This window comes from Nonomuraea sp. MTCD27 (assembly GCF_041950495.1).
Lineage (GTDB): Bacteria > Actinomycetota > Actinomycetes > Streptosporangiales > Streptosporangiaceae > Nonomuraea.
In genome coordinates, this window is record NZ_JBGNUW010000009.1 from 151,039 (window position 1) to 176,537 (window position 25,499).

General features: G+C 71.9%; 24 protein-coding genes. 9 read left to right on the plus strand and 15 right to left on the minus strand.

Annotated features, from left to right (window positions below):
* Positions 1 to 73: 73 nt before the first annotated feature.
* Complete coding sequence (locus ACBJ59_RS26505; RefSeq protein WP_375112951.1) at positions 74 to 1,204, minus strand: MFS transporter; 1,131 nt, start codon at positions 1,202 to 1,204, stop codon at positions 74 to 76.
* A 184-nt stretch (positions 1,205 to 1,388) separates the two neighbouring features.
* Positions 1,389 to 2,672 carry an ArsB/NhaD family transporter gene (locus ACBJ59_RS26510; protein WP_375113181.1) on the minus strand — a complete coding sequence of 428 codons (1,284 nt, stop codon included), beginning with the start codon at positions 2,670 to 2,672 and terminating at the stop codon, positions 1,389 to 1,391.
* Between the two features lie 202 nt (positions 2,673 to 2,874).
* Here ACBJ59_RS26510 and ACBJ59_RS26515 point away from each other — a divergent pair, with 202 nt between their 5' ends.
* Positions 2,875 to 3,444, plus strand: a complete 570-nt coding sequence (locus tag ACBJ59_RS26515) for a hypothetical protein (RefSeq protein WP_375112952.1) — start codon at positions 2,875 to 2,877, stop codon at positions 3,442 to 3,444.
* A 37-nt stretch (positions 3,445 to 3,481) separates the two neighbouring features.
* On the opposite strand, the gene ACBJ59_RS26520 is transcribed toward ACBJ59_RS26515, so the two are convergent.
* A complete protein-coding gene (locus ACBJ59_RS26520; protein ID WP_375112953.1) occupies positions 3,482 to 4,120 on the minus strand; it encodes an NADPH-dependent F420 reductase in 639 nt (212 codons plus the stop codon).
* Positions 4,121 to 4,234: 114 nt separating this feature from the next.
* Between ACBJ59_RS26520 and ACBJ59_RS26525 the strand changes: the two genes are divergently transcribed.
* The gene (locus ACBJ59_RS26525) at positions 4,235 to 4,609 is read left to right on the plus strand and encodes a winged helix-turn-helix transcriptional regulator (RefSeq protein WP_375112954.1); all 375 of its coding nucleotides are present in this window, start codon (positions 4,235 to 4,237) and stop codon (positions 4,607 to 4,609) included.
* A gap of 285 nt (positions 4,610 to 4,894) precedes the next feature.
* Here ACBJ59_RS26525 and ACBJ59_RS26530 read toward each other — a convergent pair whose 3' ends face one another.
* A complete protein-coding gene (locus tag ACBJ59_RS26530) occupies positions 4,895 to 5,371 on the minus strand; it encodes a flavin reductase family protein (RefSeq protein ID WP_375112955.1) in 477 nt (158 codons plus the stop codon).
* Positions 5,372 to 5,451: 80 nt separating this feature from the next.
* A complete protein-coding gene (locus ACBJ59_RS26535) occupies positions 5,452 to 6,744 on the minus strand; it encodes a PucR family transcriptional regulator (RefSeq protein ID WP_375112956.1) in 1,293 nt (430 codons plus the stop codon).
* 117 nt (positions 6,745 to 6,861) lie between these two features.
* Here ACBJ59_RS26535 and ACBJ59_RS26540 point away from each other — a divergent pair, with 117 nt between their 5' ends.
* From ACBJ59_RS26540 to ACBJ59_RS26555, 4 genes are all read left to right on the plus strand, one after another.
* Positions 6,862 to 8,061 carry an acyl-CoA dehydrogenase family protein gene (locus ACBJ59_RS26540; protein ID WP_375112957.1) on the plus strand — a complete coding sequence of 400 codons (1,200 nt, stop codon included), beginning with the start codon at positions 6,862 to 6,864 and terminating at the stop codon, positions 8,059 to 8,061.
* Positions 8,062 to 8,088: 27 nt separating this feature from the next.
* Positions 8,089 to 8,328, plus strand: coding sequence for a hypothetical protein (locus ACBJ59_RS26545; protein WP_375112958.1), 240 nt, complete (start codon positions 8,089 to 8,091; stop codon positions 8,326 to 8,328).
* 280 nt (positions 8,329 to 8,608) lie between these two features.
* Positions 8,609 to 10,756 carry an RNA polymerase recycling motor ATPase HelR gene (gene helR, locus ACBJ59_RS26550; protein ID WP_375112959.1) on the plus strand — a complete coding sequence of 716 codons (2,148 nt, stop codon included), beginning with the start codon at positions 8,609 to 8,611 and terminating at the stop codon, positions 10,754 to 10,756.
* A 67-nt stretch (positions 10,757 to 10,823) separates the two neighbouring features.
* Positions 10,824 to 11,729 (plus strand): aminoglycoside phosphotransferase family protein, encoded by a 906-nt coding sequence (locus tag ACBJ59_RS26555; protein ID WP_375112960.1) that lies wholly within the window; start codon positions 10,824 to 10,826, stop codon positions 11,727 to 11,729.
* Positions 11,730 to 11,770: 41 nt separating this feature from the next.
* Here ACBJ59_RS26555 and ACBJ59_RS26560 read toward each other — a convergent pair whose 3' ends face one another.
* Positions 11,771 to 13,837, minus strand: a complete 2,067-nt coding sequence (locus tag ACBJ59_RS26560) for a sensor histidine kinase (RefSeq protein WP_375112961.1) — start codon at positions 13,835 to 13,837, stop codon at positions 11,771 to 11,773.
* 170 nt (positions 13,838 to 14,007) lie between these two features.
* On the opposite strand from ACBJ59_RS26560, the gene ACBJ59_RS26565 reads away from it, so the two are divergent.
* Positions 14,008 to 14,367: a hypothetical protein gene (locus ACBJ59_RS26565; protein ID WP_375112962.1), complete on the plus strand. Its 360-nt coding sequence runs from the start codon at positions 14,008 to 14,010 to the stop codon at positions 14,365 to 14,367.
* Positions 14,368 to 14,475: 108 nt separating this feature from the next.
* Here ACBJ59_RS26565 and ACBJ59_RS26570 read toward each other — a convergent pair whose 3' ends face one another.
* The 5 genes from ACBJ59_RS26570 to ACBJ59_RS26590 form a co-directional block, all read right to left on the minus strand.
* A complete protein-coding gene (locus tag ACBJ59_RS26570) occupies positions 14,476 to 15,381 on the minus strand; it encodes an SDR family NAD(P)-dependent oxidoreductase (RefSeq protein WP_375112963.1) in 906 nt (301 codons plus the stop codon).
* 142 nt (positions 15,382 to 15,523) lie between these two features.
* Positions 15,524 to 16,351, minus strand: a complete 828-nt coding sequence (locus ACBJ59_RS26575; RefSeq protein WP_375112964.1) for a phytanoyl-CoA dioxygenase family protein — start codon at positions 16,349 to 16,351, stop codon at positions 15,524 to 15,526.
* Positions 16,352 to 16,485: 134 nt separating this feature from the next.
* A complete protein-coding gene (locus ACBJ59_RS26580; RefSeq protein WP_375112965.1) occupies positions 16,486 to 16,791 on the minus strand; it encodes a hypothetical protein in 306 nt (101 codons plus the stop codon).
* Positions 16,792 to 16,856: 65 nt separating this feature from the next.
* Positions 16,857 to 17,264 (minus strand): hypothetical protein, encoded by a 408-nt coding sequence (locus tag ACBJ59_RS26585; RefSeq protein WP_375112966.1) that lies wholly within the window; start codon positions 17,262 to 17,264, stop codon positions 16,857 to 16,859.
* A 577-nt stretch (positions 17,265 to 17,841) separates the two neighbouring features.
* On the minus strand, positions 17,842 to 18,420 hold the full coding sequence (locus ACBJ59_RS26590) for a dihydrofolate reductase family protein (protein ID WP_375112967.1): 579 nt from the start codon (positions 18,418 to 18,420) through the stop codon (positions 17,842 to 17,844).
* 403 nt (positions 18,421 to 18,823) lie between these two features.
* Between ACBJ59_RS26590 and ACBJ59_RS26595 the strand changes: the two genes are divergently transcribed.
* On the plus strand, positions 18,824 to 19,624 hold the full coding sequence (locus ACBJ59_RS26595) for an SGNH/GDSL hydrolase family protein (protein WP_375112968.1): 801 nt from the start codon (positions 18,824 to 18,826) through the stop codon (positions 19,622 to 19,624).
* Between the two features lie 32 nt (positions 19,625 to 19,656).
* Positions 19,657 to 21,492: a DJ-1/PfpI family protein gene (locus ACBJ59_RS26600; protein ID WP_375112969.1), complete on the plus strand. Its 1,836-nt coding sequence runs from the start codon at positions 19,657 to 19,659 to the stop codon at positions 21,490 to 21,492.
* A 228-nt stretch (positions 21,493 to 21,720) separates the two neighbouring features.
* Here ACBJ59_RS26600 and ACBJ59_RS26605 read toward each other — a convergent pair whose 3' ends face one another.
* From ACBJ59_RS26605 to ACBJ59_RS26620, 4 genes are all read right to left on the minus strand, one after another.
* Positions 21,721 to 22,581, minus strand: a complete 861-nt coding sequence (locus tag ACBJ59_RS26605) for an oxidoreductase (RefSeq protein WP_375112970.1) — start codon at positions 22,579 to 22,581, stop codon at positions 21,721 to 21,723.
* A 100-nt stretch (positions 22,582 to 22,681) separates the two neighbouring features.
* Entirely contained in the window at positions 22,682 to 24,130 is a 1,449-nt protein-coding gene (locus ACBJ59_RS26610) for a dihydrolipoyl dehydrogenase family protein (RefSeq protein WP_375112971.1), read from the minus strand.
* Positions 24,131 to 24,171: 41 nt separating this feature from the next.
* Positions 24,172 to 24,618: a VOC family protein gene (locus tag ACBJ59_RS26615; RefSeq protein ID WP_375112972.1), complete on the minus strand. Its 447-nt coding sequence runs from the start codon at positions 24,616 to 24,618 to the stop codon at positions 24,172 to 24,174.
* A 29-nt stretch (positions 24,619 to 24,647) separates the two neighbouring features.
* On the minus strand, positions 24,648 to 25,472 hold the full coding sequence (locus ACBJ59_RS26620; protein WP_375112973.1) for an alpha/beta fold hydrolase: 825 nt from the start codon (positions 25,470 to 25,472) through the stop codon (positions 24,648 to 24,650).
* Positions 25,473 to 25,499: the final 27 nt, after the last annotated feature.

Sequence of the window (25,499 nt, forward strand, 5' to 3'; positions counted from 1 at the left end):
CTCGCACCGAATTGCCGCCCAGTGTAGCGACGTCGACGCCGGCCCCCTGGGGCCGCCGCCGCGGCACGAGCGGTCACCGCGAGCGGCGGATCGCTGTGGCGGCGCATCCGACGCCGCCACAGACGATCGCCGCTGTCACCACGATCGCCGCACCCCACCCGCTCGTCTCGACCACTCCCGCGTACAGCGGCGGCCCGAGCAGCGTGCCCAGGCTGCCCGCCTGCGTCACCGCCCCGACCCACCACGCGGGACGACCGCCCGCCACCGCGAACATCGCCGACACGGCCAGGCCGTTGAGCCCCAGCACCACCGCCGCGCACGACACCACCACCGTCACCGGCATGCCGAGGAAGACCCCGGCGGTCAGGGGAGCCATGAGCAGCGCTGCGGCGACCAGCCGCCCGGGCCGTACCCCCGCCCGCAGCGACGCGCCCGCCACCAGGCTGCCGGCCGCGCTGGACGCCGACACCAGACCTGTCAGCAGGCTCACGTGCGGACCGGCCAGGCCCGCCTCCTCCGTCAGGTACGCGGGCAGGACGGTCACCAGGCTGACACCCACCAGGGCGATCATCGCGAACCCGGCCGCCAGGGCGGCCACCGCCCACCCCGCACCACGCGGCCCGGCGGGTCGGTCGCCGCCTTGCCCGTGCCGACGGGGGCGGACGTCGGAAGGCATCGTGGCGGCCCACCCGGCGACCACCAATGTGAGCCCGCCCACGACGATCACCTCGGCGCGCCAGCCGGCCGTTCCCACGAGCGCCGCCACCGTACTGGCCAGCGTCAGCCCGGCCGGAACGCACAATCCCCACAACGCCAGAGCGGCCTGCCGCGCCCCGCCTTCCAGCAGCCGGGTCAGCAGTCCCGGCCCCGCGACCACCACAACGGCGTACCCGACGGCCTGAACCACCCGCAACGCGAACAGCCCGGCCGGGTCCACCGCGAACACCGTCCCCAGCCCCGCCGCTCCCAGCACCACCAGGGCGGCGGCGAACAGCCCGCGTAACCGGCGGCGAGCCATCCAGATCCCCAGCGGCAGGCAGGTGAGCCCGGCCACGAGCGTGATGGCCGACGACAGCCAGCCCACGGAGCCGAGCGACAGGGAGAACTCCGCGCTCACCGAAGCGAGGAACGGGATGAACTCCCCCAAGGCCGCACTGGCCGCAACACCCGCCGCCAGCACGGTGACGGCGACACGAGAGCTCATCCGGGCACGCACCTCCCACAGAACGGGGAGACGCGACCGGAGAACCGGCCCGACCCTCAAGCCCCTGGCGGGCGACGTCTCAACGAGGACCTTGCGCCGCGATCCTACGCCCCGGACTCCCGGCTCACCAGCGATCTACCGCGGCCGCGACTGCCGGACCTCCATCGCCACCGCCGACCGGGTTTCAGAGGTAGCGCAGCCAGAGGTAGGGGACGCACAGGGTGATCGTGACCACGGTGACGATGAGGCCGTAGCGGGTGAACTGCCAGAAGCTGATGGGGGTGCCGTTGCGGGCGGCGATGCCGAGGATGACGACGTTGGCGGCGGCACCCACGGCGGTGGCGTTGCCGCCGAGGTCGGCGCCGAAGGCGAGGGCCCACCAGAGCACTTGGGCGTGCTCGTTGCCGCCGTTGGCCTGGACGAGGTCGGCGACGATGGGGCTCATGGTGGCGACGTAGGGGATGTTGTCGACGATGGCTGACAGTCCGCCGGAGGCCCACAGGAGCAGCATGGTGGTGAGGCCGAGCTGCCCTTGGGTGGCTGCGGCCGCCGCCTGGGAGATGGCTGGGATGACGCCGGTTTCGACGAGGGCTCCGACCATGACGAACAGGCCGGCGAAGAAGACGAGGGTGGGCCATTCGACTTCGCGGATGGCTTGTTCGGTGGTGACGCGGGTGGCGGCCACCAGCACGCCTGCACCCAGCACGGCGACCACCGACGGTTCGTAGTGCAGCACCGGGTGCAGCACGAACGCGGCCATGACCACGGCGAGCACGGCCAGGCACTGCCACAGCAGGCGGCGGTCGGCGATGGCCTCCCGCTCGTTGAGTGCCATGACTTCGGCGGCTCGTTCGGGATCGTAGGTGAAGGATTTGCGGAACAGCAGTCGGCACAGCCCGACGTAGACGATCATCAGGATGATGATCATGGGTGCCATGTGGATGAGGAAGTCGTTGAAGCTGAGTCCGGCTCGGCTGGCGATGATGATGTTGGGTGGGTCGCCGACCAGGGTGGAGGCGCCGCCGATGTTGGAGGCCATGGCTTCGGCGATGAGGAAGGGGGCGGCGGGTAGGGCGAGTCGTTCGCAGACCAGGAAGGTGACGGGGGCGATGAGCAGGACGGTGGTGACGTTGTCGAGCAGGGCGGAGGCGAGGGCGGTGATGACGACGAGGAGGACCATGAGCCGGTAGGGGCGTCCTCTGGCACGTTTGGCGGCCCAGATGGCGAGGTATTCGAAGACACCGGTCTGCTTGAGCACGCCGACGATGATCATCATGCCGAGGAGCAGGAAGATGACGTTCCAGTCGATGCCGGTTTCCTTGGAGAAGAACGCGGCTTCGGCGTTGGTGGCGTGGATCAGCAGCATGATCCCGGCTCCGCCGAGCGCCGCCGCGACGCGGTGCACCTTCTCGCTGGCGATCAGCGTGTAGGCGCACAGGAAGACGGCCACCGACAGCCACGCGGTCACCGTCACGTGGACACCACCGGTGCGTCGGCGACGTCGCGTGCACGCATGGAAGCACCTCACCCGGGATCGGCAACAAGACCGCCGACCAGACTTCCCGGCACACCTGTCGCCAACGTATCAACAGTCGTCAAAGTCCCGGTCCCCGCACTGGGCGTCCGGGATTACATTGTGTGACAATTCCGGTTTGCAGGGTAACGGCCAAGTGTGGTGGCCCGGCCTCTCCGCCGACGTGGCGCAGGCGGTGGCCATGGTGCGCCAGGGCCGCTCCCTCGCGGTGGACGAGGCCGTACGGCTGAAGGTGGTGGATGCCCGCGCGCCGTCGCTGGAGGCGGCGCTGCGGGTGGCCGACGGGCGGCGGGTCCTCGTGGCGGGAGAGCGGACGGTCACCGTGCGCACCGCGGACGCCCGCGTGGACCGTGCGGAGCTGAGCTTCTTCGAGCAGGTACGGCAGGCCCTGGCCAACCCGAACCTCGCCTACCTCCTGCTCACCGTGGGCATCCTGGGCCTGCTGTACGAGCTGGCCGCCCCGGGCGTCGGGCCGGCCGGCGGGATCGGCGTGCTCCTGCTCGGGGTGGCGCTGGTGCTCGCCGGGCGCGTCGCTCTGCGCTCGCGCCGCGGCAGGGCCGTCTCCGGTACGGACGCGTACCGGAACAGGATCGTCACCTGCACAAGAGCGAGGACGGCCGGGAGCAGGCGTTCATGGACGGCACCTGGCGGTCCGTACGCAGCACCGGCCCGCCCCCGCACCACGGTGACCAGGTGCGCGTCGTGAACCTGGAGGCAGCGCCATGATCACCGCTGTACGGGGGTTACGCGGCGCCCGATGGGACGGCGGAGCCGGGGTCGGTCCCGGCGAAGGCCAGGCCGATGACGAAACCCGCGACCTCCTCCAGCTGGCGGGCCCGATCCAGGGACCCCAGCACGGCCGGGACGGCGCCGACATCGCGTACCAGGTCGCCGACGACGCGCAACGCGCCCGGATCGTCGCCGCACATCGTCACCGTGACGGGCGGTTCGCCATCGGTACGCAACCTGGTCCACTGCCCAGAGGGGAACAGGTGGAAGGCCTTGACGACGTGCGCGCCCGGAGCCAGCCGGGCGATCCGCTGGGCCATCGCCTCGCCGGGCTCGGTGAGCAGCACGCCCCGGCCGTGCTCGACGGCGTTCGTCGGGTCGATCAACGCGGTCCCCGCCAGGGTGCCCTCGGTCGCGCCCGCGCTCCGCAGCACGTCCTCGGCTCCCTGCCAGGCCACCGCGAGCAGCACGGCGTCCCGGCCGGCGACCGCCTCGCGCGGCGTGACGGCGTACGCCCGGCCGCCCAGCCGCTCGGCCAGCTCCCGCGCCCTGGCGGGGGACCGCCCGGCGACGGCCACCTCGTGCCCGGCACGCGCCCAGCCCTCACCCAGCGCCGCCGCCAGCACCCCCGTGCCCAGAATCCCGATACGCATCCGCGTCCCCTCTCACTACCGGTGATCGTCTGCTGGCTACGGTAGAAAAGGCGTTACCCACCAATCGGTACGTATCGGACAGGCGATGATGGCCGCGAGGGGAGTGATCGGGACATGGATCGCGACGAGTTCGTGGCCGACTGCCGCATACGCGCGGCCACCGACCTGTTCGCCCACACCTGGGACCCGGTCGTCCTGGCCGCCCTCGCCACCGGCCCGCGCCGGCGACGCGAACTGCGCACCGCGATCGGCGGGATCAGCGACAAGGTGCTCACGCAGGCGCTGCACCGCCTGCTCGCCAGCGGCCTGATCGGCCGCCACGCCCACGCCGAGGCCCCGCCGCGGGTCGAGTACGCCCTGACCGGCCTGGGACAGAGCCTGGTCGACGGACCGCTGAAGGCGCTCGGCCACTGGGCCGGCGAGTACGGCGACGAGCTCCTCGCCGCCCAGGAGAGGGCTGCGCGAAACGTCGCCGACGCGGGCCTCTGACCCGACGCGGCGCGCTGGCCAGCGGGCCGCTGCCCGTCATCGCCACCTCGCTCCCCGGACGGAACCCCGGTCAGGAAGGAGCGTCATTAGCGCCGCACTCGGCTCCGGCGCCATGGGCGGGCCCATGTGCCCGGCCACGACACCGATGCGGATCGACGGCCTCGGCGGCTCGGGCAACTGCGGCAACCTCACCTCTGCCGGCCGGCCGGGCGCTCCGTCGGCGCGATCCGGACCGCCCGGCGCCTGATGGCGGGCGTCATGCATCCGGCGGACGACCGCCGCTGATCAGCCGAGGGCCGCCAGCGCTCCCCGATGGAACACCAGCGGCCCCACGTCCTCGCGGGCCTCCAGCGACGACACCCGGCCGATGACCGCGTGGTGGTCGCCCACCCGGTACGTGCTGTCCAGCTCGCACTCCAGCCAGGCCAGCACGCCGTCCAGCACGGGGGAGCCGAGCGGGCCCGGCGACCAGGTCAGGCCGGCGAACCGGTCGGCCCGCGAGCCGGCGAAGGCCGCCCCCAGGTCGCCCTGGTGGGCGGCCAGCACGTTCACGCAGAAGCGTCCGGTGGCGTGGATCAGCGGCCAGGTCGCGGAGGCGCACCCGGCGAAGAAGGAGACCAGGGGCGGCGCCAGCGACGCCGAGGCGAACGAGCCGACGGTCATCCCGACCGGACGGCCCGTGTCCGTTACGGAGGTGACGACGGCGACGCTGGTCGGCACGTGGCGGAGCGCGCGGCGCAACAGCGCGGGGTCGATGCTCATACGCCTCACGATGCGTCCGCCCCGGGGCGCCCGGCTTGGCCGCCCAGCACCAAAATCATCGACGACCTTGGCCGCGCGGGTCAGTCGGGCGTGTGGACGTACATCGCCTCCAGCGGTGCCGATCGCCGCCGCGGGGAGCGGCGCGGCGGCAGCCAGTGGGCGATCTCCAGCGCGAGCTGCACCTCAAGCCGGTCCTCCGCCACCGGATGCCCGAGCAGTTCCTCGGCCCGCTTCACCCGGTACGTCACGGTGTTGCGGGCGACGTGCAGGTCCGTGGCCGCCGCCTGCAGGCTGCGCCCGGCCGCCAGGTACGCGCGCAGGGTCTGGCGCAGCTCCGCGACCCGCTCGTCGTCGGCCGCCAGCGGCCCCAGCGTCTCGCGTACGAACCAGGTCGCCTGCTCGGGGTCGGCCGTGCACAACGCCACCACCCGCACGTCGGCGTAGTCGCACCAGACGGCCCCGCGCGATATCCCGATGCTCTCGGCCGCCCTGGCACCCAGGTGGCTGCGCCGGAACCCCTCGATCCCCGCCGCCGGCGGGCCGGCCGCCACCCGCACTCCCGGGGGCACCGCCACCTTCGGCGGCCCCCCGGCCCGCGCCTCCGCGAGGGGGCCGCCGACCCACAACCACAACGACGACTCCGACGCCGGCACGGCCAGCGAGCCCGAGGTCCCGGCCAGCTCGGCGGCGAGGCGCTGCAACACCTGCGGCGCCGTGCGGGCGTCGGCCGCCGACAGGATGAGCGCCGTGTGCGGCGAGCGCACGTCGTAGCCCAGCACCCGGCTCGCCGCCTCCGCCTCGACCGGCCGGCCCGCGAGGAGGTCCTCCACCACCCGCCTGCGCTGCGCCGCGGTGCTGCCCACCCAGCGGTCCCGCTCGGCGATGTACTCCTCGGCCAGCGTGCTGGCGTGCACGTCGGCGTACCCGAACAGCAGCTCGCTCACCCGGCGCACCTCGTCGGGATCGTCCCCGATCACCTCCATCAGCGCCCGGTGCAGGGCGGCGTGACCGAGCCGGATGCCGCGCAGCACCCGATCCAGCGGGATCGCCCTGCGGGCGAACTCCCTGCCGCCCTCCAGCGCCTCCTTGGGCACCACGGCCGAGGCCACCGGGATGCCGTGCCGGAACCCGGCCAGCGCCGCCAGCACCGACGACTCGACCGAGCGCCGCAGCGTGTCGAACGGGGCCGGACCGCCCCCGTGCTCGGGCACCTGCCGGATGATCTCCTCGGTCATGCCCGGCGCCAGCTGCGCGGCCCAGGCCACGGGGCCGGGCCCGAGCGCCTCGGTGGCCGCCGCGATCGTCACCGCCGAACAGCCCGGCCGCGGCGGCTCGCCGTCGGGGCGGAGCCGTACCAGCCATTCATCGCTCATGAGCCGATCCCACCCGTCCTGAAGGAAAGATGCACAGTGCCCCAGCACAAGCCGGAAGACCAGTTTTGGCCCCACGACGCAAGCCCGCCACCGTTGCGCCGTCGTGAAATCTAGGCCATGACGCGACCCTGGGACTTCCCCCTCCAGTACGACCCCACCATGGACGGCGAGCTCGTGACCCGGGCCAGGCAACTGCGCCCGCTGCTCGCCGAGAACGCGGCACGGACCGAGACCGACCGCCGCCTGCCGGACGACAGCCTCGCCGCGCTCACCGAGGCCGGCCTGCTCAAGCTCACCGTGCCCAAGCGGTACGGGGGGCACGAGGCCGGCTTCACCACGTTCCTGGGCGTCACCGCCGAGCTCGCCCGCGCCTGCGGCTCCACCTCCTGGGTCGTCACCCTGCTCAACGTCTGCAACTGGGCCGCGGCGACCTACCCCGACCAGGCCAGGGACGAGGTGTTCGGCGCCGGGCCCGACGCCAGGACCTGCGGCGTCGTCGCCCCGACCGGGATCGCCCGGCCGGTCGAGGGCGGGTACACGGTCACCGGCTCATGGGGCTTCGCCTCCGGCTGCCTGCATGCCGGGTGGGCGCTCATGGGCGTCGCGGTCACCGACGACGCCGGGCGGACCGTCGATCACGGCAGCGTGCTCATGCCCATGGCCGAGCTCGACATCAAGGACACCTGGCACGTGGCCGGGATGCGCGGCACCGGCAGCAACACGGTGATCGCGACGGACGTGTTCGTGCCCGCGCACCGCTATCAGCGCATCGCGCTCGGGCCGCAGGCGGCCGATCCGCACCCCGGCGAGCCTCTCTACCGCTCGGCCACCGTACCCGTCCTCGCCCTGGTGCTGGCCGGGCCGCAGCTCGGACTGGCCAGGGCGGCGCTCGACCACACCCTGGAGAGCGTCGGCAAGCGCGGCATCTCCTACACCTTCTACGAGAGCTCCTCCCAGGCGCCCTCGGTCCAGTTCGCCGTGGCCGAGGCCGCGCAGCTCATCGACACCACCGCCCTGCACGTGTTCCGCGCCGCCCGCGACATCGACACGGCCGCCGCCGACGGCCGGTCACTGGACCTCACGGAGCGGATGCGGGTCCGCATGGACACCGGTTACGCCGTGAGCTGCGCCCGGCGGGCGATCGACCTGCTCATCGACGTCAACGGCGCCTCCAGCTTCGCCGAGAAGAACCCGCTGCAGCGGATCTGGCGCGACGCCAACACGGCGGGACGACACGCCGTGGCCAGCCCGGAGATCAGCAGGGAGGCCTACGGCCGGGCCCTGCTCGGCGTCGACCAGATGACTCCCATGATTTGACCATCGAGGCCCGGGCAGGTGCGGGGCATGGACGGACAGGACGCAGAATCCCCGGACCTGCCGGTCGCGGTGGGCCGGGTCCATGGGGAGAGCGATACGGTGGCCGAGCGTGCCGGGGTGGAGATCAGGGAAACAGACCGCCCGATCCCGGCGGAGCCGATCGAGCCGCCGCCCGATCCGGAGCAGAAGGTCGAGGAGGAGCGGCGCGAAGCAGCCGAGGACACCGACGGAAGGGAAGCCGGCCCCGACACCGAACCCACCGACTGAGCGGCACCAGGCAAAGGGGAACACGTAAGGGGGAGCACGCACCCCTTTCCACTCTCAACCTATAGCGCACCGGGGGGCTTGCGGCAAGACCCCGGTCATGCCGCAGAATCGTCGGCCGAGGCCAGAACCTGCGGAAATGGGGGACGCAGCAGTGCGTGTGCCGATGTCGACGCATGGGTCGCGCGGGGACGTCCCTGTCAACCGCGCAGGTTCGTCACACCGGTCCGGTCACCTTGCCGCGCGTGAGGTGACCAGCGACCACAGATCAGGAGCTGACGACGTGAACCCGCTGACCACCAGCGCGTTTGACCTTCCCGACAACCTTTCGGCCAAGGCCGACCCGAAGCTGGTCGCCGGTGACGAGAAGCACTTCGCGGCCATCGCGGAGAGCCTCGAACAGTCGATCGCCGAGCTGTCCGACCGCCTCGACGCCGCGCGCAAGGCGCCCGGCGGCCTGGGCCGGCAGGCCCTGGACCGGGACCTGGAGATCCACCGGCTGACCGCTCGGCTGCGCGCGCTGCGTCGCTTCGGCCTGGACCTGTGCCTCGGACACATGGTGGGCGCGGACGACCCCGAGCCCGTGTACATCGGCCGGCTCGGCCTCACCGACAGGTCCGGTCGCCGGCTGCTGCTGGACTGGCGGTCCCCGGCGGCCGAGCCGTTCTTCGGAGCCACCCACGCCAACCCGATGGGCCTGGCGAGCCGCCGCCGGTACCGCTGGACCCGCGGCCGGATCAGCGACTACTGGGACGAGGTGTTCACCTCGGACGGGTTCGACGGGCACGCCGCGCTCGACGACCAGTCCGCCTTCATCGCCAGCCTGGGCGGCAACCGGTCGGGCCGGATGCGCGACGTGCTCGGCACCATCCAGGCCGACCAGGACGCCATCATCCGCGCGGGCTCCCGTGGCGCTCTCGTCGTCGACGGCGGCCCGGGTACGGGCAAGACCGTCGTCGCCCTGCACCGCTCCGCGTACCTCCTCTACTCCGACCCCCGCCTCGGTCACCGCCGGGGCGGGGTGCTGTTCGTCGGCCCGCACCAGCCCTACCTGGCCTACGTCTCCGACGTGCTGCCCAGCCTCGGGGAGGAGGGCGTGCAGACCTGCACCCTGCGGGACCTCGTCACCGAGGGGGCCGCGGCGGCGATCGAGACCGATCCGGACGTGGCCCGCCTGAAGGCGTCCGCGGACATGGTGAAGGCGATCGAGCCGGCCGTCAGGTTCTACGAGAACCTGCCCGCCAAGGGGATGACGGTGACGACCCACTGGTCCGACATCTGGCTGGGCCCCGAGGACTGGGCCGAGGCGTTCGAGGCGGCGGAGCCCGGCACCCCGCACAACGAGGCGCGCGACCAGATCTGGGAGGGGCTGCTCACGATCCTGGCGGACAAGCACGACGAGGACGTCTCGCCCGCCCTGCTCCGCAAGTCGCTGCTGCGGAACCGGGAACTCCTCACGGCCTTCAACCGCGCGTGGCCGCTGATCGAGGCGGCCGACCTCGTCGGGGACCTGTGGTCGGTGCCCGCCTACCTGCGGATGTGCGCTCCCTGGCTCAGCCCCGACGAAGTCCGGCGGCTGCAGCGAGAGAACGCCCAGGCCTGGACGGTGTCCGACCTGCCGCTCCTGGACGCGGCCCGGCAGCGGCTCGGCGACCCGGAGGCGGCACGGCGCAAGCGCCGGCATGACGCGTCCGTCGCCGCCGAACGCGAGCGCGTGGCGCAGGTCGTCGACAACCTGCTGGCGGCCGACGACGACGGCGAGGGGGTGGTGACGATGCTCCACGGACAGGACATCAGGGACGCCCTGGTCGACGAGTCCGCGCTGCCCGCCGCCGACCCGGACCGGCTCGCCGGGCCGTTCGCGCACATCGTCGTGGACGAGGCGCAGGAACTGACCGACGCGGAGTGGCAGATGCTGCTGCTCCGCTGCCCGTCCAGGAGCTTCACCATCGTGGGGGACCGGGCCCAGGCCAGGCACGGGTTCACGGAGTCGTGGCGGGAACGGCTCGAGCGCGTCGGGCTCGACCGGATCGACCTGGCGTCCCTGAGCATCAACTACCGGACGCCGGAGGAGGTCATGGCGGAGGCCGAGCCGGTCATCCGGGCCGTGCTCCCGGACGCCAACGTGCCGGCCTCCATCCGCCGCAGCGACGTGCCCGTCGTACACGGACCCGCTTCGGACCTGGGCTCGATCCTCGACAAGTGGCTCGCCGCGAACGCCGAGGGGATCGCCTGCGTCATCGGGGATCCCACGTTCAGGGGGACGTCCCGGGTCCGGTCGCTGACGCCGGAGCTGTCGAAGGGGCTCGAGTTCGACCTGGTCGTGCTCGTCGACCCGGCGGAGTTCGGCGAGGGCATCGAAGGAGCGGTCGACCGCTATGTCGCGATGACCCGGGCGACCCAGCGACTCGTCATCCTCACGAGCTCCTGACGACGGCCGCGCCTGACCGGATGATCGCCACGTGGGGGACGGGGCCTGCGGAATTACAGTACCGCGTATGAAAATGCACACCGATCAGCTGACAGTGCCTCCTGAGACCGTGCGCGCGCTGGTGGACGAGCAGTTTCCCGAGTGGCGAAGCCTGCCCGTCCGGAGCATCGTCTCGGAGGGGACGGTCAACGCCATCTTCCGCATCGGTGAGGAGGTCGCCGCTCGGTTCCCGCTCCTGGGAGGGGACGTCGAGTCGACGCGGCGCCAGCTGGTGGCCGAGGCGGAGGCGGCGCGTGAGCTGGTGGATCGTACGCGGTTCCGTACGCCCGAGCCGGTCGCGTTCGGTGAACCAGGGGCGGGCTACCCGCTTCCGTGGTCGGTGCAGACGTGGTTGCCCGGCGTCGTGGCCACGGACGAGGACCCCGGCGAATCGGTCGCGTTCGCGCGCGACCTGGCCGACCTCATCACGGACCTGCGCGCCATCGACACGCGTGGCCGCACGTTCGGCGGCACCGGGCGAGGCGGTGACCTGCGGGCCCATGACGGATGGATGGAAACCTGCTTCGAGCGCAGCGAGGGGCTGCTGGACGTGCCCCGGCTCCGCCGGATGTGGGCGACCATGCGCGACCTGCCGCGCGCGGCGGCCGGGGACGTGATGACCCATGGTGATCTCATCCCCGGCAACGTGCTCGTGTCCGCCGGCCGGCTGGCCGGGGTTCTCGACGTCGGCGGGTTCGGGCCGGCCGATCCCGCTCTTGACCTCGTGAGCGCGTGGCATCTGCTCGAAGCGGAGCCCCGGCAGGTGCTCCGCGAGGTCCTGGGGAGCGACGACCTGGAATGGGAGCGTGGCAGGGCGTGGGCTTTCGCGCAGTCGATGGGTCTGGTCTGGTATTACGTCGAAAGCAATCCGGTGATGAGCCGGCTGGGGGAACGTACCCTGGAACGCCTCCTGGCGGACGAATCGCGCTCGTGATCGATTCAGGGCCGATGGTCGATTCCGTGTGCGGTCCAGGCTCAAGGGGCCGATGGCCGGCCGGCGGAAGCCGTCCGGTGCTGCCGTTCCGCCGGTGGCGGCGCGCCGGTCGCGGGGACGGGGAGCATCACCTCCACGGTGGTGCCCGCTCCGGGCTCGCCGTTGACGAGGCAGATCCCGCCCAGCTCCGCGGTGCGCTCGCGCATGGAGGTCAGGCCGACGCCCGGGCGGCGCTCCGGCGGCAGACCCACGCCGTCGTCGGCGATCAGCAGGCGCAGCGCCCCGGGCTCGCGGCGTAGCTCGACCCGGACGCGAGTGGCGCGGGCGTGCCGCCGGACGTTGGTCAGCGCCTCCTGCGCGATCCGGTACACGGCCACTTCGACGGCGGCGGGCAGGTCGGCCAGGTCGCCCTCGACCCGCACCTCCGTGGCGGTGCCTTCGGGCCCGGCCAGCTCCTCCAAGGCGGTGGCCAGGCCCAGGTCGTCCAAGGCGGGCGGGCGCAGGCCGTACACGAGCTGCCGGATGTCGCCCGTGACCGCGTCCATGCCGGAACGCAGCTCGTTCAGCAGCTCGTCGGCCGCCTCCGGGGAGGTCTTCAGGGTGAGCCGGGCCATGTTGACGGTCATGGCCATGCTGCTGAGCGTCTGGCCCAGGCCGTCGTGCAGGTCGCGGCGCAGCCGCCGCCGTTCCTCCTCCCGGGCGGTCAGAATGCGCTCGCGGGAGCGCTGCAGGTCGGCCGCCATCCGCAGGGCGTGTGCCACGTCGGCCGCGTACGGGACCAGCGTGGCCAGCACCCGCTCGTCGTGCGCGGCGGGGAAGCGGCGCGGGGCGGGCGGGCCGACCAGCAGCCGCCCCACCAGCTCGCCGTGCCAGACCAGCGGCACCTCGCGCGGGGAGTCACCGACCTGCCCGCTGACCGTGTTCGCCACGCTGCCCTGGTGTCCCGGCTCCCCGCCGGTCACCTCCACCGCGACCCCCTGCACCGCCAGGCCCTCGCGCAGCACGCCGATCACCGACGCCAGCGCCTGCGCCGGATCCCCCCGGCGCACCTCCTGGACCAGCCGCTCGGCGAGCACGCGCGGGTCGCCGACCGGGCCGTAGAGCAGGTGGTCCATGGCACGCTGCAACATCCGGCGCAACGGCTGGAAGAACGCGCCCGTGAACAGGGCGGCGGCGAGCCCGGCGACCTGGTCGTACCCGGACACCAGCAGGCTCGACAGCGTGGCCACGCCGAAGTAGATCCCGCCGACCACGGTCAGCAGCCCCGCGGCGACGAAGGTCCGGCTGATGATGGTGTCGATGCCGTACAGCCGGTAACGCATCACCGAGAACACCATCGCGACGGGGATGAGCATCGCCCAGACGACCGACAGCCAGTACAGCTCCGGCACGGCGATGCCCACGAGCATGAACACGATGTACCCGGCGAACGCCAGCAGCGGCCAGCCGATCTGCCGCCTGCCCACCGGGTCCGCCCGGCGGAGGCGCAGCAGCAGGGACAGCGCCGCCAGCGGCAGCGTCACCAGGACCGCCGTCCAGGTCAGCACCCCTATGGTCGAGTAGTACGGCGCCAGGGCGGCGATCTGCAGCGGGTTGTGGATGACGGCGGGCAACAGGTAGCCCTCGAGCGGCGGATCCGGCCGTACGAACTGGCGCGCGCTCTCGGCCCCGATGGACACCACACCCAGCAGCACCACCGCCCGCCAGCGCTTCGAGGGCAACCTGCCGTCGGGGGAGTAGAGCGGCAGCAGCATCTCCAGCAGGAGCGCGGACACCGCCCAGCCGATCTGCGCCGGGAACCTCAGGTACCCGGCGAGCTCAAGATCCCCGCGTGCCGCGGACGCCAGCATCGTCGTCGTGCAGACGTCGTAGACGGCACCGCCGAGCCCGCCCGCGATCATCATCCACGCCAGCTTGAGCCGCGGCCGATGCGCGATGAGGAACGCCCCGATCGCGGGAAAGGTCACCCCCGCCGCCGTCAGCGGCGTGATCGTCCCGGGCAGCCGCCACTCCTCCGGAAGCCCCGCGAAGACCAGCCTGGCCGCGATCACGAGCGCCGGAGACACCACGGCCAGGACGACGGCGACCGTCCGGGCTGCCCACGCCATCCCGCCCCCGCCTTCCGGCTCCCGTTCCCGCCTGACCCTAGCGTGCCCGCGGAACGGTACAAAGGCCGCGATTTGCCCGCCATTGTAAGCGGGCCGTTACCACCGGGGGCCCTGAGCGCCGGGGACGCCCAGGGCCCCGTCCTGCCGACGTCTTGATTGTCGGAAGCCTCGTGTTTCCGCTGGTCGACTTCGGATGGCCGGCCTGGGGTGGATCGCGCTGGGCTTCTCCGGGGCTGACGTGCGGCACGTGGACCCGGCCGTGCTCCCGGAGTTACGCGCCGTCGGCCGGGTCGTCGGCGAAGCCGCCGACACGCGCCGTCGGCCGGGTCGTCGGCGAAGCCGCCGACACCGCTCACGAGTGGCAGCGGCAGCCGCCCGAGACCTGGCTGCGATCGTCCAGATGGCCGCACGCCTTCGTGGCGGTGGAGCGGCTCAAGGACATGAGCCACTTGAGCGGCGAACTGCGGCGGGCGGTCGCGGCCACCGGGCTGCCCATGGACGAGATGGTGTACATGACCGTCCACGAGTAGGACCACGCATGCGCTTGCCGGACCCCACCTGGCCGCGCTCATGGTGAGCGCGCAGGCGTACGGTCGAGAACGCCGGCAGGCTCACGGGGGACCCTGATCGAGAAGCGGTCACGCCGTCGCTTCGAGGGCGTAGCCCCAGAGGCGGTCGGCGGCGGCCGGGTCGACCGACCAGGCGGCGACGCCGCTGGTCGCGTCCGGGCCGCCCGGCACCACCTCGGCCTCCTGGTTGTCGTTCGAGAAGTACCGGCCGGTGACGCCGTCCAGCAGCGGGGACGCGGCGAGCAGCACCGAGGTGGACGCGCCCTGCTCCGGGGACTTGAAGAAGTCGGGGGTCAGCAGGTTGCCCTCGTCGTCCATCGCGCCCATCGCCCGCATCGTCGCTTCGTCGACGTGCCGCTGCAGGTTGGTGTGGATGTAGCCGGGTTCGAGCGCGTTCGCGGTGATGCCGTCGGCGGCCCAGCGCCGTGCCGCGCCCACCGCGAGCAGCACGTCGGCCGTCTTCGACTGCCCGTACGCGGCCCACGGCTCGTACGGGCGCCGCTCGAAGTGCGGGTCGTCGAAGTCGAACGGCTCGCGCAGCTGAATGCCCGAGCTCACCACGACCACCCGCGCGCCGCCGGCCTGCCGGAGGTTGTCGTGCAGTCCGGTGATCAGCGCGAAATGCCCGAGGAAGTTCGTCGCCAGCTGCAACTCCCAGCCGTTGGCGGCGACCTGGCGGGTGGGCAGCGCCATGATCCCCGCGTTGGCCACGATCGCGTGCACCGGCCCGGTCCAGCCGGCCGCGAACGCGCGTACCGAGCCGAGGTCGCTCAGGTCCAGGGCCTGCTGCCCGGGGCCGGGGTTGCGGGTGGCGACGGTGACCTCGGCCCCGGCATCCCGCAGCGCCCGCGTGGTCTCCAGGCCGATCCCGGAGGCGCCGCCGGTGACGATGATCCGCCGTCCGGTGAGGTCGAGGCCGGTGAGGATCTCGGCGGCCGTGGTCTTGGCGTTGAACGGGGTGCTGATACGTGTCATGACCTCAACCGTAAGAACTCCGGGTTGGACGCGGAATGCTTGCCGATCCACGATGGTTGCGTGATCGTCCAGCGCTGGAACGGCCGGCGTCTCCAGTCCTGGCGCCTCACGCCCGCAGGGTGCCCCACCGTGATCGGCCTGCCTACGCGCCGCCGCCGGCCCGGTACAGGACGGGATTGAGCGGGGCGTCCGGAACGGCCCCCACCTCGGCACCGCTCAGCCACGCGCGGAGGTCGTTCGCCTGGTGGTCGTTGACCGGTCGGGCGACGGTGATGTCGGCGTCCATGTAGATCACGGTCATGACCCTGCGCGGGATGCTCGACCGGTTCGGCGGGGCGTGGTGGAACGTCCATCCGAGGTGGTAGCTCACCTCGCCGAGCTGATAGGGCGTCCCGACGTGCGGGAAGTCCCGCTCGGCGAGCGCCTGCCGGAGCGCGCGCTCGGACTCCTCGCTGATGGGCAGGTCACGGCCGTACTCGAAGCGATGGCTGCCGGCCGCGAAGGACAGCGGGCCCATCTCGGCCGGTGTCTCCTGCAGGGGGATCCAGACCGTCACCGTGCGGTCGCCGGACAGGGGCCAGTAGTACTGGTCGGCGTGCCAGGGGGTGATCCCGCCGCCCGGCTCCTTGTACAGGGCCTGGTCGTGGTAGAGCCGGACGCCTTCGACCCCGAGGAGTTCGGCCGCGATGCGGGCCAGGCGCGGTGAGAAGACGAACTCGCGGACCGGGTCGCTGTGCCGCCACAGGTTGGTGACCTGGAGGAACGCCTTGCCGTAGGTGTCGCGCTCCTCCAGGGGCAGGTGTTGGGTGTTGAGCTCGATGACCTTGGAGGTGATCTCGGGTTCGTACGCCGCGATCGTCTTGGCGTCCAGCACGCCGGGCAGCTTCACGAAGCCGTCTTCGTCGAAGCGCCGCACCGCGGCGGCGTCGAGGTCGTACGGGAGCTCGAGATCATGAGGGCGGATCGTCATGTGATCAGCTTGTCCGCGCACACGCCATTCGACCACCCCGCCGATGGCCATTCTTGACTCATCGGCGGCAGGCGCTTCCCCCGCGGTCCTCCGTCACGAGCACGGCCCGCGAACCGGGACGGGCGGTCGGTCTGTTACGAGGGCACCCTGACGCTGTGGCGGGAGCCCACCGAGACCGTGCTGCCGGGGCTCACCACCAGCCCGCTGCCGTCACACCGGAGGCCGGTGTGAACGGTGACGTACACGTTGGTGTCGTTGGTGACCTGTGAGAACCCGACGCCGCTGCTGAGGCAGCCGGCCTTCGGGTCGACGATCACCGTGGTGTGCCCCGAGCCGCGCAGGATGAGCTGTCCGGTCGCGGCGCCGGCCGGTGCGGTCGCGACGGCCAGCGCTGAAGCAGCCGTCGCCGCCGCGATGACACAGCGGGTGATGACGCGCATGAATGACTCCTTTGCTGATGATGGGGTTGATCCGTGCCGCCGGTGGTCGGCCGGGGGGCCGAGGACTACGAACCTGCCCTCGTGCACGTCCCCAGGTTCTCCCGGTATCCGGTGCACGCCTTGAAAAGACCGCTGGAGCTGTTGAAGGTGCTGGTGTTGTACCACTGGGCCAGCACACCGGTATGGGTGGCGTTCCTGGTGCGCAGGATCGCGCCGCTGCCGCTGCGAAGAGTGACCTTGGTGCCTTCGTTCAGCAGAGCTTGGGCGTGATAGCCGCGTGCGGTTCCCCCTGTCCCGTTGCAGTACCACACCCGGACGGTGTCCTTGTTGGCGCTTGCCACCTTCCGGCAAGGTGCGGCTGAGGCGCCGGACTGAGCGGTGGCGGCCTGGGCCGGTGTCGTACCGAGCAGCGCCACGGCCAGGGTGCCTGCCGCCAGGGCACTGATCCCGACGATCTTCACGGCTGCCTTCATGGATCCCTCTCCCCGTTCGGGTGACCTTCGCTCAGGCACTGTCGCATGTCACGGCTTCAATACGGCTTCAACCACGCGACCACCCCTGAACGTGTCCGCAGCCGGAGACGGTCCGAGGTCAGTCCAAGCGCACCGACGCCGTACATTCCGGCGATGTGCCGGACGAGCTCCTCGTCTCCGCCATCACCGTGCCGTTGACTGTGATCCGGCAGGTGACGTTCCGTGGCCGTAGCTCACGGTTCGACCGCCTTGAGCGTTTGGGACTGCTGATCGAGACGTTGTTGTTCGTGCAGGTCGAGCAGGAAAAAGGCCCAGCGCGATGGGCAGCGCCGCCAGTCCGGCCATCCAGCCGCCGACCGCGAACATCTTGCCGCCGAGGCCCTTGGCGGCCACGGTCACGACACCGAGGGTGGCGCCGACCAGGCCGACCAGGCCCAAGATCAGGGACAGGATGCCGACAGCCGGCGCATCGGGAGGCGATCAGCGGGCCGCGTGACCTGGGCGGCCATGAGATCGGTCGGCATGTCGGTCAGTGGGAAGGCCCGGCTGCTTGACGGGTGGGGGCGCATGGACGGGCTCAGACATGCAGGGTGGGCCGGTAGATGAGCTCTTGGGTGCGGCCGTCGAGCGTCCGGCACTCGATCAGCTCGAGGTCGAAGTCGGCCCCACCCTGGAAGATCGGGTCCAGTCCGGTCTGACCGGTGATCACCGGGAAGAGCGTCACCTGGACGCGGTCGACCAGGCCGGCGGCCATCAGCGCCCGGTTCAGCGACAGGCTGCCGTGCGAGCGCAACGGCACTTTGGACTCCTCCTTGAGCCGGGCGACGATGTCGACGGCGTCGCCGCTCACGACGGTCGCGTCCGGCCAGTCAAGGGGTTCTTTCAGCGTGCTCGACACCACCGTCGCCGGCAGGTCCCTCATCCGGGTGACCCATGGGTCGCGCATCTCGGACTCCTCGGTGCTCGAGGCCAGCATCTGCGCGTGCGCCCGATACGTGTTGGCCCCGAAGATCATTCGCTGCTGCTGGTCGTACAGGGAGAGGCGGCGTTCGAGCAGCTCGGGGCCTTGCTTGCCCCAGTAGCCGGTCCAGTCGCCGCCGGCGGCGCCGAAGCCGTCGAGGCTGGTGAAGACGTCGAAGGTGTAGGTGGCGGTCATGATGTCCTCCTCGAGTTGTACGGGTGTGTCGATACAGACCGGGATTCGCGGCGAAACCCATCGCCGTCGGACGGTGCCCGGGCGCGGATTGACCACGGCCAGGACGGTCGCGAAGGTGGGCGTGGTCAGCGATACGGCGGCGAGAAAAAGGTCACCGCTCGGATCGTCGATCCCATGGCGAGAAAGTATGGCCGCATCGGCGGGCCGCACTCCAGGGCAGCAGCCGGACTATTGCCGGACAAAACAGCACGGCCCCGCAGCCCGTACTCCCGCCGAGATTCTCGGCGGCGCCGGCCGACCTCCAGAGTCCGCTGAATGTCCGGTCGCTGACCTCGTCAGGCGCGCTTCCGGTGGATGAGGATCGGTAACCGGCAGCCGGTGGACCGACAGCTTGGAGGCGCACATGAAGCACGCCATGACAGGTGAGATGTGGCTGCAGCACACCCATCTCGACAAGCTGTACGGCTACCTGCCCGGAATGGCCGAAGCGCTGCCGTTGATCTTCCGGATGAGCCGCGTGGAGTACCGCGACATCATCGCCCGGTACGACGCCCGCGCGCGCGAGGCAGCGGAAGGCATGCTCGCCGACGAGGCGTTCGCCGCCCGGGTGGGCGCTCTCCCCGTGCAGCCCGGGCAGACGATCCTCGCCATAGGCGACAGCATCACCGACGACCTGCAGTCCTGGGCCGAGATCCTGCGCCATCTGCTCGATCCGCGTGGGGTGCGGGTGGTCAACGGCGGCTTGTCGGCGCACACCACCGCCATGGTGCTGCGGCGCTGGCCGGCGACGCTGGCCGCGGCCCGCCCGGACTGGGTGATCTGCGGCCTCGGCGGCAACGACGTCACCCGCGTCGGCCCGGACGCGGCCAAGCCGCAGGTCAGCCTGCACGAGAGCGTGGCCAACCTGCGCGAGTTGCGCCGGATCGGCGGCGCTGTCGCGAGGTGGGTGTGGATGACGCCGGTGCCGGTGATCGAGGAGCGGGTCACCGCGTCGCCCACCTTCGGCTTCAGCCAGGCCACGTGGCGGAACGCGGACATCGTGGCGCTGGCCGGGGAGGTCAAGGGTTTCGCCGATCCCGTCGTGGACCTCACCGCCGCCTTCGGCGTTCCCGCCCGGCCGGACCTGCAGGGAGCCGACGGTGTGCATCCCTCCCTCGAAGGACAGATGGCGATCACCCGGTCGTTCGTGGAGCGGTTGACGTAGCAGCGGCTTCGTTCCTGTAGAGGAGTTGTGCGGTGAACTACCCCAGACAGGACGCGGCGGACAGCCGCGTGCCGGCCACCGGAGAGGCGCACACCGCCGGCCGCGCGAGCTGGTGGCGCTTCGCCTGGCACTTCCTGGAGATGGTCGTGGCGATGCTGGCCGGGATGCTGGTCCTCGGGGCCGCGCTGAACGCGGTCCTCGGCGCCGCCGGGTGGGGCTATTCCCACGCCGACCAGCCGGTGATCGGCTCACTGGAGATGGTGCTCACCATGTCGCTGGGCATGGCCGCGTGGATGCGCTACCGCCGGCACGGCTGGGCGAGCACCCTGGAGATGGTGGCGGCCATGTTCGCCCCGCTCGTGGTGCTGGTGCCGCTGCTGTGGGCGGGGGCGGTCTCCGGAGGGACGACGATGACCCTGCTGCACGTGCTGATGCTGCCGGCCATGCTGATCGTCATGCTCCGCCGCCGCGAGGAGTACAGCAGGGCGCACGGCCCGGTCCGGCCGGCCGCGCGGGTGATCGGCCGCGGCCTGGCCGTGCTGCTCGCCTTGCTGCTCGTCCCCGGTGCCGTGTACGCCGCGGGTTCGGCGGCGTACGCGCGAAGCCAGTACGGCCGGCCCGGGATCACCACGGCCACCGCCACGCCTGCGGTGCACGATCCGGGCAAGCCCACCGCCGTGGTCGTCGTCGGCAACAGCGGCGCCAACATCGCCGACGCGCTCGTCTCGTACGAGGTCCTGGCCGTCACGGGAGCGTTCAACGTCTACACCGTCGCGCCGGAACGCCGCCCGCTGCCCCTGCTCGGCGGGCTGGACCTGGTGCCGGACCTCAGCTTCGCGCAGCTGGGGCAGCGGCTGAGCGGTTCGGCCCCGGACGTGACCGTCGTGCCCGCCATGCCGGACTCCGACGCGTCCGACCGCGCCAGGGTGACCTCATGGATCAAGGACACCGCGAGCGACGGGCTGCTGCTGAGTGTGTGCGCCGGTGCGCAGCTGGTCGCGGAGACCGGGCTGCTCGACGGGCGCGACGTGACCTCGCACTGGTATCGGCTCGCCGAGTTCGAACATGACCATCCCGGCGTGAACTGGCGGCGCGGGATCCGCTACATCGACGGCGGTGACGTGATCAGCACCGGCGGGTTGCTGTCGGCGGTCGACGGGACGCTGCGCGTGGTCGAGCGGCTCGTCGGCACCGACTCCGCCCGGGCCGCCGCCAAGGCCGTCGGCTGGCGGTACTACACGCCCGGGAGGGCCGCGGCGCTCCCCCAGTCGGAGCTGACTTTCAGCGACGCCGTTCTCCACCTGCTCAACGTGGGCTTCCGCTGGGACGCCCCGACCGTCGGAGTGGTGCTCACCGACGGCGTCGGCGAGCTCGAACTGGCCGCCGCGTTCGATCCGTACGCCGAGCACTCGATGGCCGCCCGGACCGTCGCGGTCACCCCCGACGGCTCCGCCGTCCGCTCCCGCCACGGGCTGACGTTCGTCCCGCGCGGCACCCTGGCGAACGCCACGGACCGCTTCGACCGGCTGCTGGTGCCCGGCGCCGCCGCGAGCCCCCACCCTGCCGTCGACGCCGCCCGCCGGGCCGGCGTGCCGGTGGAGTACCTCCGATCACAGCCGGGCTTCGCCTTCGACGCCGGGCTGCGGGAGGTGGCCCACGCCATGGACGTCCCGACGGCGCAGTGGGCCGCCAAGGTCCTGGAGTACCCGGCCGGCGGGCTCGGGCTGTCCGGTCCCGGGTGGCCGTGGACGCTGGTCCTGCGCCCGCTCTTCCTGGGCCTGGCAGGACTGGCCGCCGCCCTGGGCGCCGCCTGGCTGATCCGGCGGGCCCGTACCCGCCGGCCGGTGGATGCCCGCAGCCAGGAGTGAACCCCCAGGACGTCCGACCAGCCACCGAGATCCGCCACGGCCGGCCGCTGAGCTGCGCTTGGAGACGGCTCCAAGTTGTTCACAAGCGCTGATCGCAAGACACCTTCCCGGTGTGTCGTGTCTTTCGCACGGGGGTCCGGTACGCAGACACGATGTTCACCTCGCGACAGGCGGAAAGGCTGGGTAAGGAGGTGGCTGACCCGTCCCTGGGAGACTGGAAAGAACGCCTTACCCCGACTGCGGGAGGTGGCGTTCGTCGGTGGGGTAGTCGGCCGAGCGGCTCACGTCGGCCCACTTCTCGGTTTCCGCGGCGCGGAGCTCGGCGGCCTTCTGGGCGGAGGCGACGGCGTCGCTGCCGAGGAGGAGCCGCCGGGGTGGGTCGGCGTCGCGGACGACGTCGATGATGATCCGGGCGGCGCGGGCCGGGTCGCCGGGCTGGGTGCCGTCGGTGTCGCGCCGGTAGCGGTGGATGGCGCCCACGGTCTGCTCGTAGTCGGGCCCGACGGGGTGGATCTCCATGGAGGAGCCCTGCCAGTCGGTACGGAACGCGCCCGGCTCGACGATGATGACCTTGACGCCGAAGGGCGCGACCTCGTTGGCGAGGACTTCGGAGAAGCCTTCGACGGCGAACTTCGCGGTCTGGTAGGCGCCCATTCCGGGGGTGCCGCCGACGCGTCCTCCGATGGAGGAGAACTGTACGAACACTCCTGATCGCTGGGTGCGCAGGACGGGTAGCGCGGCCCGGGTGACGTTCACGACGCCGAACAGGTTGGTCTCGATCTGGGCGCGGAAGTCGTCCTCGGCCATCTCCTCGATCGGCGCGCTGTTGCCGTAGCCGGCGTTGTTGACGACCACGTCGAGGCTGCCGAAGGTGTCGGTGGCCTCCTTGACCGCCCGGGAGGCCGCGGCGGCGTCGGTGACGTCGAGCGCGACCGCGCGTACCCGGTCGCCGTGCCGGGCCACCAGGTCGTCGAGCTGCTTGGGGCTGCGTGCGGTGGCGATGGCCTGGTCGCCCGCTTCGAGAACGGCTTCGGCGAGGCGACGTCCGAGGCCGCGCGATGCTCCGGTGATGAGCCAGGTCTTGGCCATGGGTGTTTCCTTCGTGGTCGATCTTCTCGCTAACTGTCTCATCAATGTAGCACTTAAATGGTCAATCTTCGTTGTGGAGTGACACAAATCTCTTCATGTGCTACAGAGACCCCTGCTGGTCCCGGTACGTCTCCAGCAGCCGCAGCCACACCTCGCTGATGGTCGGGAAGGGCGGCACGGCGTGCCAGAGGCGTTCGACGGGGATCTCGCCGATGATCGCCACGGTGGCGGAGTGGAGGAGCTCGGCGACGCCCGGCCCGGCGAAGGTGGCGCCGACGACGGTGCGGCGGTCGGGGTCGATGAGGGCGCGGGCCCTGCCGCGGTAGTCCGGGCTGTGCTGGATGGCGCCGGCGACGTGTCCGAGGTCGTGGTCGACGACGTGGACGCGGCGGCCGGTGCACCGGGCTTCGATGGTGGTGAGGCCGACACCGGCGATCTCGGGGTCGGTGAAGACGACCTGAGGCACGGCCGCGAGGTCGGCGGTGCTCGCGTGGGGGCTCCAGCGTCCGGTGTCGAGCGGGGTTCCGAGGGCGCGGGCCGCGATGACGGCGCCGGCGATGCGGGCCTGGTACTTGCCCTGGTGGGTGAGCAGGGCCCGCCGGTTGACGTCACCCGCGGCATAGAGCCAGTCGCCGGGGACGGCGGTGACGGTGAGGGTGTCGTCGGTGGCGAGCCAGTCCCCGGGGGTCAGGCCGACGGTCTCGAGGCCGATGTCGCCGGTGCGGGGCGCGCGGCCGGTGGCGAAGAGGATCTCGTCCGCGGTGAGCCGGTCGCCGTCGGAGAGGGTGCTGCGGACCTCGCCGCCCGTACGGTCAGCGGTGCGTACGGTCACGCCGAACCGCAGGTCGGTGCCCGCTTCGCGGAGGCGGTCGGCGACGAGCTCGCCGGCGAAGGGCTCCATCTGCGGCAGCAGCCGGGTGCCGCGGGCGAGGAGGGTGACCTCGGTGCCGAGGGCCTGCCAGGCGGTGGCCATCTCGGTGGCCACGACGCCCGCGCCGACGATGACGAGTCGTCCGGGCGGCCGCGCGGCGCTGGTGGCCTCGCGGCTGGTCCAGGGGCGCAGGTCGGCGAGCCCGGTCAGGTCGGGGAGGGCGGCGCCGCTGCCGGTGCACACGGCCACGGCATGCCTGGCCCGCAGGTGGACGGTGCCGCCGTCGGGGGTGGTCACGGCCACGCGCCGTGGCCCGTCGAGGCGGCCGTGGCCGCGTTGGAGGTCGATGCCGGCCGTCCTGAGCCATTCGACCTGGCCGTCGTCGTTCCAGTGGGCGGCCATGCGGTCGCGATGCGCCAGCACGGCGGCGGCGTCCAGCGGTCCGGCGGCGGCCGGGTCCAGACCCGGCACCCGGCCGGCGTCGGCCCGCAGGAGTGCGGGCCGCAGCAGGGCCTTGCTCGGCTCGCACGCCCAGTAGGAGCACTCGCCGCCGACGAGTTCGCTCTCCACGATGACGGTGCTCAGGCCGGCGGCGGTGGTCCGGTCGGCGACGTTCTCGCCGACCGGACCGGCCCCGATCACGACCACGTCATAGGTACGGGTGTCTTCGGTGGTCACTGGTCCTCCATGGTGTGGCCGTGTCTCGGGGATGCCGCCGGTCAGCGGCCGGGCAGCCGTTCGGTGATCTCCTGCAGGAACCAGCGGTTGCCGTCGGGGTCGGCGAACGAGGCGAAGGAGCCGTAGCTGGCCCGCTGCGGGTGCAGCCCCATGACGCGGCCGGTCTCGCCGGCCTGGTGGAAGGCGCCGGTGGCGTCGTGGAACGGGCCGGTGACGTCGACGCCGCGGCCGCCCAGTGCCTTCTGGGCCTGCTCGATGTCGGACACGATCAGGTGCAGTCCCTGGACCGTGCCGGGTTCGGCGTCGGTGAGGCCGTCGCCGAAGATGATCGAGCAGGCCGAGCCTGGGGGAGTGACCTGGACGATCCGGTAACCGTCGTTGATGGGGAAGTCCGCGTCGAGGCGGAAGCCCAGCTGCCGGGTGTAGAAGTCCCTGGCGCGGTCGGTGTCGGATACGGGCAGGACGACGACTTCGAGCTTCATGTCCATGGTCGTGATCTTCCTTTCGGGTCGTGGGGCTATCGGGTGGCGCGTGCGGCCTTCTCGATGACGCCGGCCACGGTCTTGGGCCGGGAGACGGCGACGGAGTGGGAGGCGCGTACCTCGACGGAGTGCGCGTGGGCGCGCTTGGCCATGTAGCGCTGGACCGCGGCGGGGATGTTGAGGTCCTGGGTCGTGATGACGGCCCAGGTGGGCTTGTCCTTCCAGGCGGCGGCCTCGGTCTTCTCCTCCAGGGCGGACTGGGCGATGGGCCGCTGGGTGGCGGCCATGAGGGCCGCGGCGCCGGCCGGTACGTCGGCGGCGAACTGGTGGCGGAACTTGCCGGGCTTGATGTACAGGTCGGTTCCGGCGGTGCCGTCCGGGAGGGTGAAGGGGGTCGGGTCGAGGGCGGCGGGGAGGGTGGAGCCGGGGTACTTGTTCGTCAGCTCCAGGGCGGTCTCGCCGGGGGCGGGCAGGAAGGCGGCGACGTACACGAGGGCCTTGACCTGGGGGTCGTTCGCGCCGGCCACGCTGATGACCGAGCCGCCGTAGGAGTGCCCGACGAGGATCTTCGGCCCGGCGACGTGGTCGAGGACGCTGCGGAGCGCGGCCGCGTCGTTGGCCGGCCCGCGCAGCGGGTTGGCCGCGGCGACGACGGGGTAACCGTCCGCGCGCAGCTCCTCGATCACCGCGTTCCAGCTGGAGGCGTCGGCGAAGGCGCCGTGCTCCAGCACGATGGTCGGCTTGGCCGGCTTGTCCGCCGCGAGGGCGGGCGTGGCGGCGGTGGCGAGGAGACCGATGGCGACCGTCGACAGGACGCCCGACATGAGCCCCCGGCTGCGTACACCCTTGCTGCTGACCACGAAATTCCCCTTTCACAAGGCTTCTGA

Excerpts from the sequence above, each read along its gene's own strand:
- ACBJ59_RS26535 (WP_375112956.1), bottom strand. The coding sequence starts at position 6,744 with ATGAGCGATGAATGGCTGGTACGGCTCCGCCCCGACGGCGAGCCGCCG.
- ACBJ59_RS26520 (WP_375112953.1), bottom strand. The coding sequence starts at position 4,120 with ATGCGTATCGGGATTCTGGGCACGGGGGTGCTGGCGGCGGCGCTGGGT.
- ACBJ59_RS26530 (WP_375112955.1), bottom strand. The coding sequence starts at position 5,371 with ATGAGCATCGACCCCGCGCTGTTGCGCCGCGCGCTCCGCCACGTGCCG.
- ACBJ59_RS26595 (WP_375112968.1), top strand. The coding sequence starts at position 18,824 with ATGAAGCACGCCATGACAGGTGAGATGTGGCTGCAGCACACCCATCTC.
- ACBJ59_RS26615 (WP_375112972.1), bottom strand. The coding sequence starts at position 24,618 with ATGGACATGAAGCTCGAAGTCGTCGTCCTGCCCGTATCCGACACCGAC.
- ACBJ59_RS26575 (WP_375112964.1), bottom strand. The coding sequence starts at position 16,351 with ATGACGATCCGCCCTCATGATCTCGAGCTCCCGTACGACCTCGACGCC.
- ACBJ59_RS26585 (WP_375112966.1), bottom strand. The coding sequence starts at position 17,264 with ATGAAGGCAGCCGTGAAGATCGTCGGGATCAGTGCCCTGGCGGCAGGC.
- ACBJ59_RS26545 (WP_375112958.1), top strand. The coding sequence starts at position 8,089 with ATGGACGGACAGGACGCAGAATCCCCGGACCTGCCGGTCGCGGTGGGC.
- ACBJ59_RS26560 (WP_375112961.1), bottom strand. The coding sequence starts at position 13,837 with ATGGCGTGGGCAGCCCGGACGGTCGCCGTCGTCCTGGCCGTGGTGTCT.
- ACBJ59_RS26590 (WP_375112967.1), bottom strand. The coding sequence starts at position 18,420 with ATGACCGCCACCTACACCTTCGACGTCTTCACCAGCCTCGACGGCTTC.
- ACBJ59_RS26605 (WP_375112970.1), bottom strand. The coding sequence starts at position 22,581 with ATGGCCAAGACCTGGCTCATCACCGGAGCATCGCGCGGCCTCGGACGT.
- ACBJ59_RS26570 (WP_375112963.1), bottom strand. The coding sequence starts at position 15,381 with ATGACACGTATCAGCACCCCGTTCAACGCCAAGACCACGGCCGCCGAG.
- ACBJ59_RS26555 (WP_375112960.1), top strand. The coding sequence starts at position 10,824 with ATGAAAATGCACACCGATCAGCTGACAGTGCCTCCTGAGACCGTGCGC.
- ACBJ59_RS26525 (WP_375112954.1), top strand. The coding sequence starts at position 4,235 with ATGGATCGCGACGAGTTCGTGGCCGACTGCCGCATACGCGCGGCCACC.
- ACBJ59_RS26580 (WP_375112965.1), bottom strand. The coding sequence starts at position 16,791 with ATGCGCGTCATCACCCGCTGTGTCATCGCGGCGGCGACGGCTGCTTCA.
- ACBJ59_RS26540 (WP_375112957.1), top strand. The coding sequence starts at position 6,862 with ATGACGCGACCCTGGGACTTCCCCCTCCAGTACGACCCCACCATGGAC.
- ACBJ59_RS26505 (WP_375112951.1), bottom strand. The coding sequence starts at position 1,204 with ATGAGCTCTCGTGTCGCCGTCACCGTGCTGGCGGCGGGTGTTGCGGCC.